This window comes from Streptomyces sp. NPDC091279, assembly GCF_044757465.1.
Taxonomy (GTDB): domain Bacteria; phylum Actinomycetota; class Actinomycetes; order Streptomycetales; family Streptomycetaceae; genus Streptomyces.
Genome location: NZ_JBIVVA010000003.1, coordinates 260,466 through 275,126 on the forward strand (window position 1 = coordinate 260,466; position 14,661 = coordinate 275,126).

Here is a 14,661-nt window from a genome sequence, read left to right on the forward strand (position 1 = left end):
CAAACCACATTATCGGAAGAGCTGGCGATCTGCGTGTGCCCTCGCTGATCGGAGCGCTTCGAAGATCGCTGATGCAGTGGCGGCTACTGACCTTGTCGTCGCAATGCCAAGAGCCTACGAGACCTCGTAGACGAATCGCACAGGTTCGGCGAGTACTGCCGCAGCGGAGTCCAGCTCCGCCAATCGGGCCGACAGCGTCGCCTCTGCGAGCCGAGGCGGCAGCGCGTCCCCGAATTTCAGTCCTCGCACCGCTCGTTCGTCGACAGCGGGAAGGCAGAGTCGATCGGGGGCATCGCTCAGGGCTTCTTTCCACACTGGTGGGGTGAGGTCTTCCCGTAGACGGATCCAGTGATCATTGATCCGCTGGGCCGGCACCGCTACCCCCTCCAGCGTGGCGGACAGAGTGGCGTTCGCCCGGTGACCTGCCCAGGTCCACCAACGCAGTTGTCCTCCGTCCCCCCGCACGATCAGCGTGCCGCCCGGGTGGACCTTCTCCAGGAAGACGTCGCGTGCCTCCTTGAGTGAAGTGATGGCGCGTTGGGTCAGGGCAACGGGCGGATCCGCCCCCAGCAATACCTCGCGCACGGCTCGGGTGATCTCGAAGGAGGCGCCCTGGCCGAATCCCGTGCCGCTCCACTTCGCCTTGCCTCCGCCGTCGACCGGTTCGACGAAGCAGCGCTTACGTCGCCAGTCGATGTAGGTGACCTGCCAGTTTCGGCCGGCGAGAAGGAGGCGGCGGGGGCCGATGACCTGCTCGGTGAGCAGCGCGGGATCGGTACGGCCGATCTCGGTGTGGCCCTGGAGGACAGTGAATTGCGGGGGTGCGGTGAAGACGGCGGTGAGGTTCATGAAGTGGCGGTGGCCGAAGCGTCGTTCGGCTTCAGGACCGATGAACAGCATGCCGCCGTCCTGGTCCAGGTATCCCTGCTCGACCAGATGCCGGACGATCGGTTCCGCCGACCCGCCGAACGGTCCCAGGCCGTTCCACCACTCCTGCCAGAGCCGATCTCCGACACGGTGTTCCTGAAGGCAGAGGGCAAGCAACTGCTGGGCGACGATGTGCCGTGGCTCAGGCGGTGCGGTCACCGGTTCCACCCAGCCTCGCGACCATTGCAGAAGCAGTCCCGCGGCGGCCAGGAGCCCGCCTTGGTCGAGGGCGAGGAAGAGACAGTTGCGGGTTGTTCCGGCGCGGCGCCCGGTGCGCCCCAAGCGTTGGAGGAAGGAGGCGACGGAAGCGGGCGCGTCGATCTGGATGACCCGGTCGAGGTCTCCGACGTCGATGCCCAGCTCCAAGGTGCTTGTGGAGATGATGACGCAGTCGCGTGCTTCGGCGAAAGCGGTCTCCGCGCGTCTGCGTTCGTCGAGGGACAGTGAGGCGTGCGACAGGAAGGTGGTCACGCCCTTGGCGCGAAGTTTGGCGCCCAGTTCTTCGACGAGACGTCGTGACTCGCAGAAGACAAGACGCTTCTCGCCCCGGTGGAGGGCGCTGATGATCGTGGCCGCGTTGTCGAGCGAGCCGACGTAGTCGAGCTGGATGTCACCGGACGGCACAGAGGTCGGCGCGGTTTGCTGCGCCGGCTGTGCCTCGGTCAGGTGAGGCGCTACCACTCGGCCTGGGCGTTTTCCGGCACCCGAACCCTGGAGCCAGGTGAGTAGTCCTTCGGGGTTGCCTACGGTCGCGGAGAGGCCGACGCGCTGCACGGAGCGGCCCACGACTCGCTGGAGGCGTTCCAGAACTGCCAGCAGGTGCCAGCCGCGGTCGTCGGCGGCGAAGGCGTGGACCTCGTCGACCACCACGGTGCGCAGCCCGGAGAAGAAGGAGGCGTGGTCGACGTTGACGCTGACCAGCATGGCTTCCAGCGACTCGGGAGTGGTGAGCAGTACGTCGGGCCTGGCCGCAAGGATGCGCCGTCTGGTACCGGCCGGTGTGTCACCGTGCCAGAGAGCCGCCGTCCGGCCGAGCCAAGCGGTGTACGTCTCCAGCCGCGGCAGCAGGTTGTTCAGCAGTGCCTTGAGCGGGCACACGTACAGCACCGACGTGCCGGACCAGCCCTGGGCGTGCATCCGGGAGAGCAGCGGGAAGCAGGCCGCTTCCGTCTTCCCACCCGCCGTCGGTGCCAGCAGCAGGGCGTCCTCACCCGCGGTCAGCGGCGCGACAGCAGCCTCCTGGAGCGGGCGCAGTCCCTTCCAGCTCAGGGTGTTCACGATGTGGTGGACCAGCGCCGGTTCCAGGGCGTCGGCGGCGCTCATGGCAGTTCCAGCTCAATGGCGTCCGCCCGGTCAGCAGCTGCGTTGCGTTCGATGTCGGTGAGTTCACCAGACGAGACGGTGAGCTGGTAGTGCTCACGCGGGTCGAAGTCCGCGAACTCGTCGACGCGGTCTAGGACGTCGGCGACGAGCTTGCGGAGAAAGACCCGGGGGGCGATCCCGACATTGCCACCCAGTCCTCCGGTGACGGCGGTGGCCAGTTCACTGACGTAGGCGTCGTCGACCCGCGCGGCGACCCGGTCGGGATGGTATGCCGCTCCCCGGTAGAGGTCGCGCGTCTTCCGGCCGAGTTCAACCAGGCGCGGCAGGTCGAAGCCGGGCAGTCGCAGCTGGACAGCCCTGGGAGAGTCGAAGCGGGCGTCAGTCGTGAAGTCCGTGGCAAGCCGCTGGGCCAGGGGCGGGAGCCGCTGGACGCCTTGCTGCCCGTCGTAGAACGCGGGGGTTCCCGTGATGACGAGGAAGAGTCCGGGGAAGCGTCCGGCGTCGATCTCGTCCAGGAGCTGGCGCAGCGCGTTGAGCCCCTTCTCCCGGACGTCACCACGGACGCGTTGCAGGGTCTCCGTCTCGTCGAGCACGAGGAGCAGTCCGGGATGACCACAGTCGCGCAGCACGGTCAGCAGTCCCTGGAGGAACCCGAGCGCGGCGAAGTGGTCCAGGTCTCCGCGCACACCGGCGGCCCGGCGCGCGGAGGCGGCCACGGACTTCTGGCCGCCGAGCCAGGCGATCAGGGCTTCCGCGGTCGCGCCGTCCCCGGCTACGACGGCCTGACGGTAACCGCGCAGGGCGGCGGCGAACGCGGGTGTGGTGCGGGCGACGTCGGCGAGCCGACGCTCCATCAGGGTGTCCACGGCCGCGGCGAGGGCTTCCTCGTCGTCCTCGTCGATCTCCGAGCCGTCGAGGACCTCCTCCTCCAGGGTGTAGAACCACGAGTCGACGACGGCGCGCAACGCGCTGGGCTGGTGGGTCGCGGTGGCAAGGCGCTCGGTAAGCCTGCGGTAGACGGTTTCCAGCCGGTGCAGCGGCGTCTCCGTTTCGGAGATCTGCACTTCCGAGGTGGCAAGTCCCGCGCGCTTGGCCCGCTCGGCCAGCCACCGAGCGAAGAAGGTCTTGCCGGAGCCGTAGTCGCCACGCACGGCGTGGAAGGCCGCGCCACCGCGCGTGACGGTGGCCAGATCGTCGTCCAGGGCGGCTTCGAACCGGTCCAGTCCCACCGCGAACAGGTCGAGGCCGGACTGCGGGACCGTGCCACGACGCAGGGCGTCGATGACCTCGCGGCGGCGGACCGCGCTCACGGAGGCGGAGTCGGTCATGCCGTCTCCTCCCGCTTCCCGCCCTCGGTCATGTCTCCGTTCTCCCCGTCCTTCTGCTTCGGCAGGAACTGCTCGCGCAGGAGCGGCACGTCGAGTTTCACGGCGTGCCCACCGTCGATGAACCCCAGGACGGGGTAGCCCTCGACGTTGAGTAGCCGTTGCACCGTGGCGATGAACCCCTCGATGTTTCGGCGGACCCGTCCGGTCGCGGAGATCGCCGCGGCGAGCGCTGCCGGGGACATGGTCCCGCCCGCGCTGACGAGTGCGTCGATGACCGCGGACACCACGTTCGCCTCGGGCGCCTTGCGGACGTACTCCTTCTGTGCCGAGTACACCTCGCTGGTCACCACCGTCGCTCCCAGCGACCCGGCGGCCCGGCGGCCGGCCTCCGGTCCTGTGGACGGCCGCGCCTCGGTGGCAGGTGCGTCCTGCGAGTGCGACGCCGGTTGCGCGGGCCGCTCGGGGGCGACAGGTGACGCCTGGCCGGTCGCCACGGCAGCAGAGGCCGCAGTGGCACCGGCAGCCGGTGTCCGCCACCATCCCGGCGTCGACAGCTCGCGCGGCAGCGGCACCCAGTTCTTCGGGGCCTCCTCCCCGGCCGGGAGCAGGACGAGTACCGGGACGGTGACCTCGGCCAGCGACGCGCCACCGTGATACCCCGCTCGGCGTCCGGTGTAGCGGATGTCCTCGCGCCACGGCAGGATCACCGCCCCCGAGCCTTCCCGCACGCGCCAGCCGTGGACGGCGACCTCCCCCTCGCCCGCCGAGCCACCGGTGCGCCAGCGGGCGGCCTCCGCACCGTCGGCCTCAACCGGCGGGGTGTCGTCGCGGCTGCCGCGCTCCAGGACGTGTCCGTGGTCGGAGACGATGACGACGGGACGGCCGTAGTTGCGGGCGGCGGCGAGCAGTTCGCGCAGGTGGGTGACGTCGGTGAGAGACCAGGTGGTGCCGCGGCCCTGCCGGCCGTTGTCCAGAGCGTCGTCGATGGTGTTGAGGACCACGCCCACCACCGCGTCCGAGGCGAGCGCGATCAGAAGTTCGTGGGAGAGGGCGTGGCCCGCTTCGCCGCCGATGGCGGCCTTGTGGAAGAGGACTGCCGCCTTGCGTCGCCCCTTCCACAGGGCGCTGAAGCCCGCGGTTTCGGCGGACTGGCCTCCTGCGGTCGCCTCGCCCGCCAGCAGCGATGCGCGGCTGGCCCTGGTGATCGAGGGCAGCATGGAAACGGCCGCGAGGCGTACCGGGGCCTCTCCCGTCTCCGGGCGGGGCACGATCTCACGCCAGCCGTCGCGTTCGGCTTCCTCGCCGAGCTGAGCGGCTACGGCACTGCTCATGCCGTCGAGGACGAGGAGGAGCGGTGCGGTCCGGCCCGCCAACGGGCGTACGACGGTGTCCAGCACGTTCTCGATGACGAGGCAGCCCTCGGGGTGCTCGGCGGTGGCGTGTACGGCCCAGGCGGCGAGCCGCGCGGCGAACTGTTCGTCGAGGCGCTGTCTGCGTTCGCGTGCCTGCTCGTACAGGGCGTTCAGGTCACGGCCGGTTTCCAGGTCACCGTCGGGGTCGCCCGCCCACAACACGGTGAGCGCGCGGTCGGCCCAGCCCCAGTCGGAGACATGGGCTCGTACCCCGGCGGCCACGGTGGGGACGGTGGGTTCGGGGCCGCTGAGCCAGCGTGCGACCCGCACGGCCGTCTCGGCGGCCTGGATGTGGTCCGGGCGCAGGGCGGCCAGGCTGTGTCCGAGCAGGTCGTCCAGCGCGGCCTCGCCCGCAGCCGGGGAGACGCGAGCGTCCGCGACGGTCCTGCGGAGCTGTGCCGTGAAGCTGGACGGGAGGAAGCGGCTTGCGGCGAGCCCCGGGGTGAGGCCGGCCGTGTCGGCCAGTTCGTCGGCCCGTTCGAGTACGGCGACGACCCTCCGACGGGCGTCCTCGCTGGTCCGGGCGTCGGCGATCCAGCGGGTGAGGGTTCCCTCCACGGCGTCGGTGAACGCGGCGAGTTCCGACCGGCGGGGCATGACCTGCCCGAACAGGCCGCCGAGCGCGAGTACCGTGTCGGGTTCGACGGACGAGTCCCGCAGTACCGCGCCGAGCAGGCCGAGCGCCAGGGCATCGTGCCCGAGCCCGGTCTCGGCGAGGGACAGGAGAACGGGGACGGCGGGCCCGGCGACTTCCGCGAGCCACTTCTTCAGCTCGGTCCGTTCGGTGGCGCCCAGTTCGGCGAACCGCCGGGGGCCGGCGGGAGTGCGCGACCAGGCGAGGAGTGTGTCGGCGTCGAGCGTTGCCTGCCCATCCTGGCCGCTGGAGCCGCCCGCCGTGCGCAGCCCGAGCCGTTCGACGGTCAGCGCGCGTAGTGCCGCGTCCCGGGTCAGCACACCGCCGACCCGGGGCCAGCCGCTGTCAGCGGGCTCGGCTTCGACAAGGGCGTCCAGAAGCCATCGCTCGCGGTACATGCGCGGGTCCAAGGCAGTGGCGCCAAAACGCTGGAGGACGACCTCGGCGTTCTCGACGGTCAGGGTCTTGCGCCGTACGGCCCTGCCGCGCACGTCCCAGCCGAGCTGCTCGTCGTCGACGCCCGTCGTGACCACTAGTACGTCGGCAGAGGAGGCGGAGGCAGAGGCCGTGCTCCGGTGCTCGTGCAGGGCGGTGAGGACACCGAGGACGGAGGCTTCGTCCCGTACCTGGACGCGGCGTGCCTCGCCGTGCAGGGTGACGGTGAACCGCATCGGGGCGCCGGGCGCGTACTGACCGTGGACGAGCACGAGGGTGCGCTCGCGCAGCGCCTCGGCGTTCGCGGCGAGCAGGGCCTCGACGGTACGGCGGCCCACCCGGGGCAGGGCCGGGGGCATCAGTCGGTGTCCCCGTCGCCCGGTTCCGTGGCGGGTCCGTTCGAGCCCTCGGACTCGGTGACTGGGTGCCAGGAGACCTTGATACGGGTGCCGGGATGGGCCGCGATATAGGCGCGGATCTCCGTGCCGAGCTCGGCGACCGTGCTGGCCAGCGACGTCTCCAGATGGGTGGGCTCGATGAGGTGGACGGCACGCGGGCGGGCGTTCTGCGCGTCGCCCCCGTCCCGGGTGGTGTCGTCGGGCTCCGACGCGGAAGGCTGCGTGGGGGTGGTGGGCGTCGAGGGGACAGGGGGCTCACCGTGGGTGGTGAAGCTGATGTCCTCGGCGGTCGGCTGGGGCGTGACCGGCGGAGCGGTCGGCTGGGCCGGCTGCGCTCCCTGAGTGAGGCGGGTGGCCTCCCGCATCAGCGCCATGACGGTGTCGGGGAGCCGGTCCAGAACGGGCACGAGCGAAACGGCCTGCTCGTGCTCGCGGGCGGTGCGGTGCACCTCGTCGCGGAACCGGGCCGCCCGTTCGCCGACGCTGTCCTCGCGTCCGGCGAGGTCACGTACGGTCTCCGCCAGCAGGGACCACTCGGTGCGGCGCAGCGCGGCGGCGACCTCCGGAGCGTACCGGAGGGCCGCGGCGATCTCCTCGTCCGTCACGTCGTACGCGGCGGCGGCCAGCTCCCGCACGAACGGGGCCGGTTCGGTGGTGCGCAGCAGCCGAGCGACGAGGTCGGCCGCGGCCTTGGTGGACCTCATGCGGGGCGCGTCGGCGCCGTCCGGTCCGGTCAGTCCAAGGTGAGCGGCGTTCTCCGTCAGCAGGGTGCGTGTCTCGCCGAGGGCCACGCGGTGTTCCTCCGCGACCGCGCGCACGCCTTCGGCGAGCCGGGCGACATTGCGGGCGAACAGGACCCGCGAGACGGTCTTGCCGAAGATGGTCCCGGCACGGCCGAGCGCGGTGTGGAACTCGTCCTCGGTGGGCAGCTCGACCGCCCGCAGTCCGTATCCGGAGGCGATCCGTTCCAGCTCCGGGGCCTTGGGCAGGGGCGAGATCTGGTAGACCCACGTACGATCGTCGAGCAGGGCGTACGTGGCAATGATCAGGTTGCTGACGTGACGGTCCAGGCCGGTGTAACCGAGGTCCTCGATCCAGCGACGGATGTCGTCGACGGACAGGTCCGGACCGGCGTCCGGGGTTTCCGCCGCCTTCTTGTTGATGCGCAGGCGCCAGTCGGTGGTGACGTTCAGCGGCCCGTCGTGGACCTCGCCCAGGCCGAGGGCGTGCACGATCTTGCGGACCATCGGGATCTGCTGGCTGTCGACCACGACGCGCCGGGAGCCATCCTCCATCGCCCTCGTGATCCATTCGAGCGTGGTCTTCAGTTCTCGCGTGGTGATGGCTTTGCGGGTGAGCCGCGGATCGAAGTCGGGGTGCTTGGGGTGCAGGGCGCCGAGAAGCCCGTCGGCGAGCAGGAACAGGTTCTCCTCGAAGCCGACCGCCGGTTCGGGTCTGGTACGGGTGAAGCCCGGCTGGAGCGAGATCAGGTGATGCCCCTCGGGCACCTCCGCACCGGCGGTCCCGGGCTCGGTGCGGGCGATGCCGTAGAGCTGGAGCAGTGCCTCGGTGAGCTGGCTGGTCAGGCTGTCGCGGGACGCCTTGAGCTGGTTGCGGATCTGGACGCGTTCCTCTGCGGGGCGGGTCGCCGTGTGGTCGTCGAGCCGGTCGCGCTCCAGCAGATAATTGATCTTCAGTAGACGGCCGAGGTTGCGGGCCTTCTGCTCGGACAGGAAGTGCGGCAGCCAGACGATCGTCGGTGCCGTCCTCCCGGCCCGCTTCATCCGCTCCACCCGCTGTACATCGTCCATCGGTGAGCGGCCGTGGTCGTCGAAGGGGTAGTCGAAGACGAATCGGATGTTTCCCTCGCTCTGCGGCGTGAACTCCGCGTCGGGCAGGTGCGGATCGCGTACGTTGCCGAAGACGAACTCGACGGTGCGCTTGGTGCCGCGCCAGACGACCGTCCGCTCGCAGACGAACGCCTGGGCGTCGGAGATGCCGAGCGCCGCCCACAACTGATCCTTGATCCACTGGCGGCGGTAGCCGTCCTGGTCGGCGACGCCCTGCACCTCCTCCAGCAGCGGCTCCACGTCCAGGTCGGACAGGTGGAGATGGAAGACCGGGTCGGCGGAGTCGCCCTCGCTGCGCAACTCGCCGTCGAACCCCTCGGCCTGGAGCTCCTGAAGGCGCTGGACGGCGATGCTCCCGGCATCCCCCACCCGGGTCCTGATGGTCCCGTGGTTCAGCGCGGCGAGCCGGCCGCCGGTGAGCCGGATCAGGGCGGGCACGTTGGGCGCGAGGGAGGCCAGCAGCAGCGTCTTCACCAGCCGGTCGTCGGTCTGGAAGCGCTTGTCGTCCTCGGAGCCGTACTTGGTCAGCAGGTGGTCGCGGACGCGGCCGTGGAAACGGTGGGCGATCTCCGACTCCTTGCGGAGCTTCGCGGTGAACGCCTCACCGGTCCGCGCGGCGATGACGTCCCACAGATCGCCTATCGGGACGAGCTGGCCGAGCCTCAGGTCGTCGCGCCGCCGACGCAGCAGCTCCTGCACGAGCTTGAGACCGGTCCGCTCGCGCTGGAGAGCCCCGGAGAGGTCGACCAGCACATTGAGCAGGGCCGGCGAGAGCGGGTACAGGGTGCGGAAGTCGTCCCAGTCGGCCTCGGTGCGCCCCTGCGCGTCGAGCAGCACCTGCCGCACCTCGTCCCGCGACGACTCCACGATCTTGAACGCGTCGTCACGTGCCTGCTCCATGCCCGAACGGGGAGCAAGCACCCGGTGCTTGATGATCTCGACGAGGTTGCTGTCCTCCAGCTCCACGACGTCGATCCGGCCGGCGAGGTAGTCGACCTGCTGCTCCAGGTTCTGTACGTCCGCGCCCGCCACGTCGGAGCCGATCAGCTGGGACAGGTCACGCTGGCGGGAGACGAAGGACACGATCGGCACGGGCCGGCCGCTGTCCGCGGACTCGATCAGCTTGACCAGCCGCTGCACCTGGTCGCGGACGAAGTCCTGGTCGCCCATGTGCGCCTGGAGCCACAGGATCAGCTCGTCGAGGAAGAGGACGACGCCGTCGTAGCCGAGCGACTGGGCGTGCCGGGAGATGACCCTGAGGCCGTTCTCCAACGGGATGAAGGAGCGGGCGTCGCCGCGGGCGGCCTGGGTGTAGGCGGCCATGGGCCCGGTCAGCAGCGCCGACACCAGCCGCTCGCGGTCCTCGCTGCCGGGCGGCGCGGCGAAGGCGCGGTCCAGTTCGGCGGTGCTCCAACCGCCCGCGCCGGGCAGGTCCGCGCTGCCGTCGATGCCCGGCAGGTCGTCCTCGTCGTCCGCTCCGGACGCCCCTCCCCCGTTAGACGCGGTCGCGTCCGCGCCAGCCCCGAGCCACTGCCGGAACTTGTCGTCGTCCCCGAGGAACGTCCGCTGTCGGTCCGCGTCGGCGAGCAGCGCGTCCGCCCGGTAGACGGCAGGGGTCGACTCATCCGGGTGCAGCTCCCGCACGGTGTGCACGTAGCCGCCGAGCAGCGCAGAGTCGAGGTCGGTCGAACCGACGAGGTGGTACGGGACCATCAGGAACCGCTTGCGGCCCAGCCAGTCGCCGTGCTCGGCGACGGCCTCCCTCAGCCCCCGTTTGTTCAGGGCCCCCTCATGGCCGTTCAGCACGGCGTGCAGCACGGTCAGGAAGTGGCTCTTACCGGCGCCGAACGAACCGTGCAGGTAAGCGGCGTGCGAGTCGCCGGTGCGTACGGCCTTCGCGACGAGGCCGAGCGCCTTGCGGAACGCCTTCTGTAGTTGCTCGGTGACGACGTACTCCGCCACCCGCTCGTCGGCCTCGTGGAAGCCCTGGGAGAGGTCGACCTTGAAATCGCCCGCGTGGACGTCCTCCTTGATGTCGATGACATCGCGGAGGAACAGCTCTGTGGTCGACATCGGGTGATCAGTCCCTCACTGTGCTGGCGGCCGGCCGGACAGCGCCCCCCTCGGTGCGGCGCACGGTCCATCTTGCCAGGTGGGTCCGACGGCGGGAGAGGAGATCGCAACGGGTTTCACGGCAGGAGGTCACGGTGGGTGACAGGACTGGGATGGATCGCCTGGTGTGGCTACCCGGTAGCGCTGGCCCGGTCTGGAGGTCCACCTCCGCCCAAGCCGTCTTGCCCAGTCCGGCCGTACTCCAGCAGGAGGGCTGGACGTCGATCAAAGGCAGGCTCCGGCCCGCGGCTGCGGATTCCATGCCACTGACCGCGACGGACTACACCGGCAGGGCGTGGTGGGTCTCAGACACCTCGACGTATAGAAGCGCGACAGGATGCGGAGAAGCCGTAAAACGAAGCTCGCTGGGCGCGATCCAACGATGCCGCTGTTGATCCCGCTGTAGAAAGGCCCGGGGAGAGTGACACCTCTCTCCCCTGACACTGCTCTACTCGTCGTCCAACGCGGGCTGTTCGGTCTGTTTGTCGGGCTGAGCTGCCTTCCGGCCGCGCGTCTTCCGCACCGGACGCCAGTCCTTCATCTGCGCCTCGCCCACGGCGTGCGTCCGCAGCATGCGCCGGAACTCCGCCTCCAGTTCCTCCGCCGGCGAGCCACCCTCCCACTCGTCGTCGGGCACGCTGTACCACTGGTGCAACCACGGCATGACCTCACGCAGTCCCGCGAGCATCGGAACGAGCCGGTCGGCGCCCCACGCGTCGTTCCTGACGCGCGTCTCGATGAGCTGCGTGATGGCCACCGCCTGGTCCTTGTGGTCCCAACCGGCCCAGCCGAGCATCAGCGTGGAGTCGCTGTCCGGGCCTGCCTCCGGGTAGGAGATGAACCGTTCCTTGGGAACGTCGAGTTTGCCACGGTGACTCCAGTAGGACGGCCTGAGGAAATCGGAGGACTTGTACTTCGTCGGTGGGTCGATGTCGAGCCGCGTACCGTTGCGGTCCTCCTCGCGCTGTTTCTCCCACACCTTCTCCCACTCCCGGCGGGTGCGGAGGCCCGAGTCCTTGTAGCGCATGGCGGCTAGGTAGGGCACGTGCTCGTCGGCAATGACCTCGCTAAGGATCTGCGCGAGGGGGAGGTCCGGCTTCTTCAGGTGATCGGCGGCGTAGAGGGCGGCGACGGAGGCGAAGTCAGGGTCCGAACCAAGCCTGTCAGCAAGGTTGTTGACGGTCAGCGTCCGGGGGCGGCGCAGCCCGTCACGTACCTCGAACCACAGGCCCTCGTCCTCGCAGCGGTCTAGCAGCCAGCTCCGCAGCGCGGTTCGTTCCTTCTTCTCCCAGGTGTCGGCAGCCCAGCGCCGCTTGCACTCGGGGCGCTCGATCAGGGCGATGTCCTTGCGGCTGGTAATGATGAGGTCGATGCGTGCCTCGACGATCTTCCGGTACCAGTCAGGCCAGCGAGCGGGAATCTCGGTGACGGGGGTTGAGCCATGGCGCGTGAACCAGGCTGTGTCCAGGTCGCCGGCCTCGACTTTCCGCGCGAGCACGATCTCAAAGGCACGCTCACCGAGCTTGACCTCAGGGATGGTGTCAGGATCGGGCGACGGCATCACGGTTCGGACTGTCTCGGCGTTGTTGAGCAGCCCGTAGAGACCATAGACCTGCCAGTCCAGTTCCTCTTGGAGAGCGATCATGCGCCGACGGATTTTGGTGTAGTCGACCTTGGCTTCAAGGAGCGCGTGCCGTTCCGGAACGCGCTTGGCGCACACGACCGATGGCTCCAGCTTGATGAGCTTCTGTGCTTGCGCGTCGAGGACGCGGCCAAGGTGGAGCGGGAGCTTGGCCGGGAGAGGGAACTCTTGCAGCTTGGTGCCGGTGAACTCGTACCGCTCCTCCCACTCCTCATCCTGAAGCCCTCGGCCAAGTCCACTGCCGCCCTTGCCCTGGCTTACCTGCTTCAGCCAAAAACAAGCCGCCGAAGAATTCAGCACCCCCAGCAGCTCCAGGTGCCTATCTTCCCCAGCCCCCTCAGGCAGCTTGATCACGGGAGCGGAACGGTTGAATACTTTCCCGCCCCGGTCCAGCACGAAGTGGTTGTGCGTCGCCACGAACGCGAACGAGATGGACAGCGGAGTCGCGTAGGCGGACGAGGTGTACTGCATGTAGTCCCACCACTCCAGGCCCGCGTCCTCCATGCTCCCTTGGAAGGTCTTGCGAGCGGCCAGCGTGGCACGCCAAGGCCACAATTCCTCGCCGAGCCCTTCCTCATGAATCGACTTTGAGTCGGGGTTCCAGATGGCGACGTCAGGAGCTGCCCTCCAGTCGCGGACGATCTCTCCGACCATCAACGGCCGCAGGGCACGCTTGTCGGCCCGCGGTGTGTAGGTCGAACGCATCGGGCGCATATACGCCTCATCAGCACCTGCCCGAATGGCACGACCGATCGGCTTTGAGATGCGCCGTTCCATCGGTTCGCCATGAGCAGCCACATACTCGACAAGCGCCCCGGCACCACCACCGCTTACAGACCAGGGATGCGTAGAGAACCCAACCGCCGCCGCGTCCTCCACCGAAACCCACTCCGACTCACTTCCCGGCCTGCCCACCTGCTCGACAATCGCTCGCCACACAGCCCCCTGCGACGCCTCCTCCGGCTGCGCGGGCTCACCCCGTACACCCAGCACCGCCCGCAACGTCCGTTCGGGGCTGGGAATGCGATTGCGCCCGACCAGAATCACGGTCGGAGTCCCATGCCCCGGAATGTAGGCACCCGAGGTGTCGATCACATGCGACAGCTCGACCCGATTTCGGAAGAGGACCTCAATCAGCTTCTTGCCGAACTCCCGCTTCATGAAGGAGTTCGCCGTGATCTGCCCCACGAACCCGCCGCCGCCCAGCCGCCCGCCCGGCCCCTTCACCGCGAGTTCGAACATCCGCTGAGCGAACGGAACCGACAACGCGTAGGTCCCCGCACACGCGTCGTACGCCGCCCGGTAGTTCTCGTTCTCCTGCTTGTCCTTCACCGTGATGTAAGGCGGATTCCCCACCACCACGTGATACGACCCCCGCCCCAGCAGGTCGACCCTCTTCGCGTACTCCCACACATCCTCCGTGGCATACGCATAAGCCCCCTCCTCACGCCCCACGACCGCCTCCGCGAACAGCGTGTCCAGGTCAGTCTGAATACCCGCCGCGTCCCGGCCGTGCAGCAGCGAGTCACCGACAGCCACGTTGATCGGGAACGGTCGTACGTCCGCCAGCCGCTCGGCGCCTGCCGCGCGCATCGCGGCGACCAGGAGCCGGAAGCGGGCAATGCTCACCGCGAAGGGGTTCTTGTCGCAACCGTGTACCGACTCCAGAACGCGCCGGACCAATGTCCAGTTGTCCGTGCCGGGTTCGGCACGCCGCCACTTGTCGAGCAAGCGGTCGAAGATACCGAGCAGGAAGTGGCCGGAGCCACACGCCGGGTCGATAGTGCGCAGGCCGCGGCGCTCTCTGCCGTCAGGGCTGGTCCAAACGGGGTTCAGGCCGAAGCCCTTCCCGTCGTCGGCGATCGCTGGCTCCAGAGTCAGGTCAAGAATGAACTCCTCGACAAACTTGGGGGTTTGGAGCAGCGCGTACGTCTTGCGGGCGTGCTCGCTGAGGTCCTGGTAGAGGTCACCGAGGAAATGCGTGTCCCACTCGGGGTCGGTGAAGTCGTAGCGGATCTCGCCGTCCGCGCCCCAGCGGCGCCAGAACGTCAGGAGTTCCGTGGCCGCTTCGTAGCCAGGGGTGAGGCCCCAGAGCGGGTTGCGTGCCTCGTCGAAGAGACCAGCGGCCGTCTCGTTAGTACTCGCCAGGTGGCGGAACGCCGTGATGAGCCAGTCGCGGTTGTTGTGGTGCGGGTAGGTGCGGAAATGCGCCTCGTGCCTCGCCTCCGCCTCAGCCAGGCGTTCGCCGGGGCCGGCAAGGAACGGCTCGTCGATCAAGCCGTTGTCCTCGCAGAAGCGGACGAAGACGCAGCCAAGCACCCACGCCACCGCTGCCTGAGTCACACGCTCGTCGCGCCAGGCGGAATAGGAGAGGGCGGTACGCTGGGCCTCTTTGGCCTCACGCCACTCGCGGTCCAGACCGGTGCGGAACTCCTCCTCGGACTCGCTGCGGGCTCGCAGGTCGTCCTCCAGCTTGACGACCAGCTTCTTCAGGTCCTTGAGCAGGGCCACCTTGTCCACGCCCTGAGCACGCTCGGCACCCTCAGTCGTCACCGTCACTCTTCGCTTCCTTCTCCATGCACCGCGTAAGAACCCCACCG

General features: G+C 69.1%; 5 protein-coding genes. All 5 read right to left on the reverse strand.

Annotation, left to right across the window (positions count from 1 at the left end; genetic code table 11):
- Window positions 1-114: 114 nt before the first annotated feature.
- Window positions 115-2,250, reverse strand: a complete 2,136-nt coding sequence (locus ACIQOU_RS08180; RefSeq protein ID WP_401535056.1) for a DEAD/DEAH box helicase — start codon at window positions 2,248-2,250, stop codon at window positions 115-117.
- Window positions 2,247-3,578 (reverse strand): BREX system ATP-binding protein BrxD, encoded by a 1,332-nt coding sequence (gene brxD / locus ACIQOU_RS08185; RefSeq protein WP_401535058.1) that lies wholly within the window; start codon window positions 3,576-3,578, stop codon window positions 2,247-2,249. The genes ACIQOU_RS08180 and brxD overlap by 4 nt, the downstream gene beginning before the upstream one ends.
- Entirely contained in the window at window positions 3,575-6,418 is a 2,844-nt protein-coding gene (gene pglZ, locus ACIQOU_RS08190) for a BREX-2 system phosphatase PglZ (protein WP_401535060.1), read from the reverse strand. The genes brxD and pglZ overlap by 4 nt, the downstream gene beginning before the upstream one ends.
- Entirely contained in the window at window positions 6,418-10,380 is a 3,963-nt protein-coding gene (locus tag ACIQOU_RS08195; RefSeq protein ID WP_401535062.1) for a PglY protein, read from the reverse strand. The genes pglZ and ACIQOU_RS08195 overlap by 1 nt, the downstream gene beginning before the upstream one ends.
- Before the next feature lie 487 nt (window positions 10,381-10,867).
- A complete protein-coding gene (gene pglX, locus ACIQOU_RS08200) occupies window positions 10,868-14,614 on the reverse strand; it encodes a BREX-2 system adenine-specific DNA-methyltransferase PglX (RefSeq protein WP_401535804.1) in 3,747 nt (1,248 codons plus the stop codon).
- Between the last annotated feature and the right edge of the window lie 47 nt (window positions 14,615-14,661).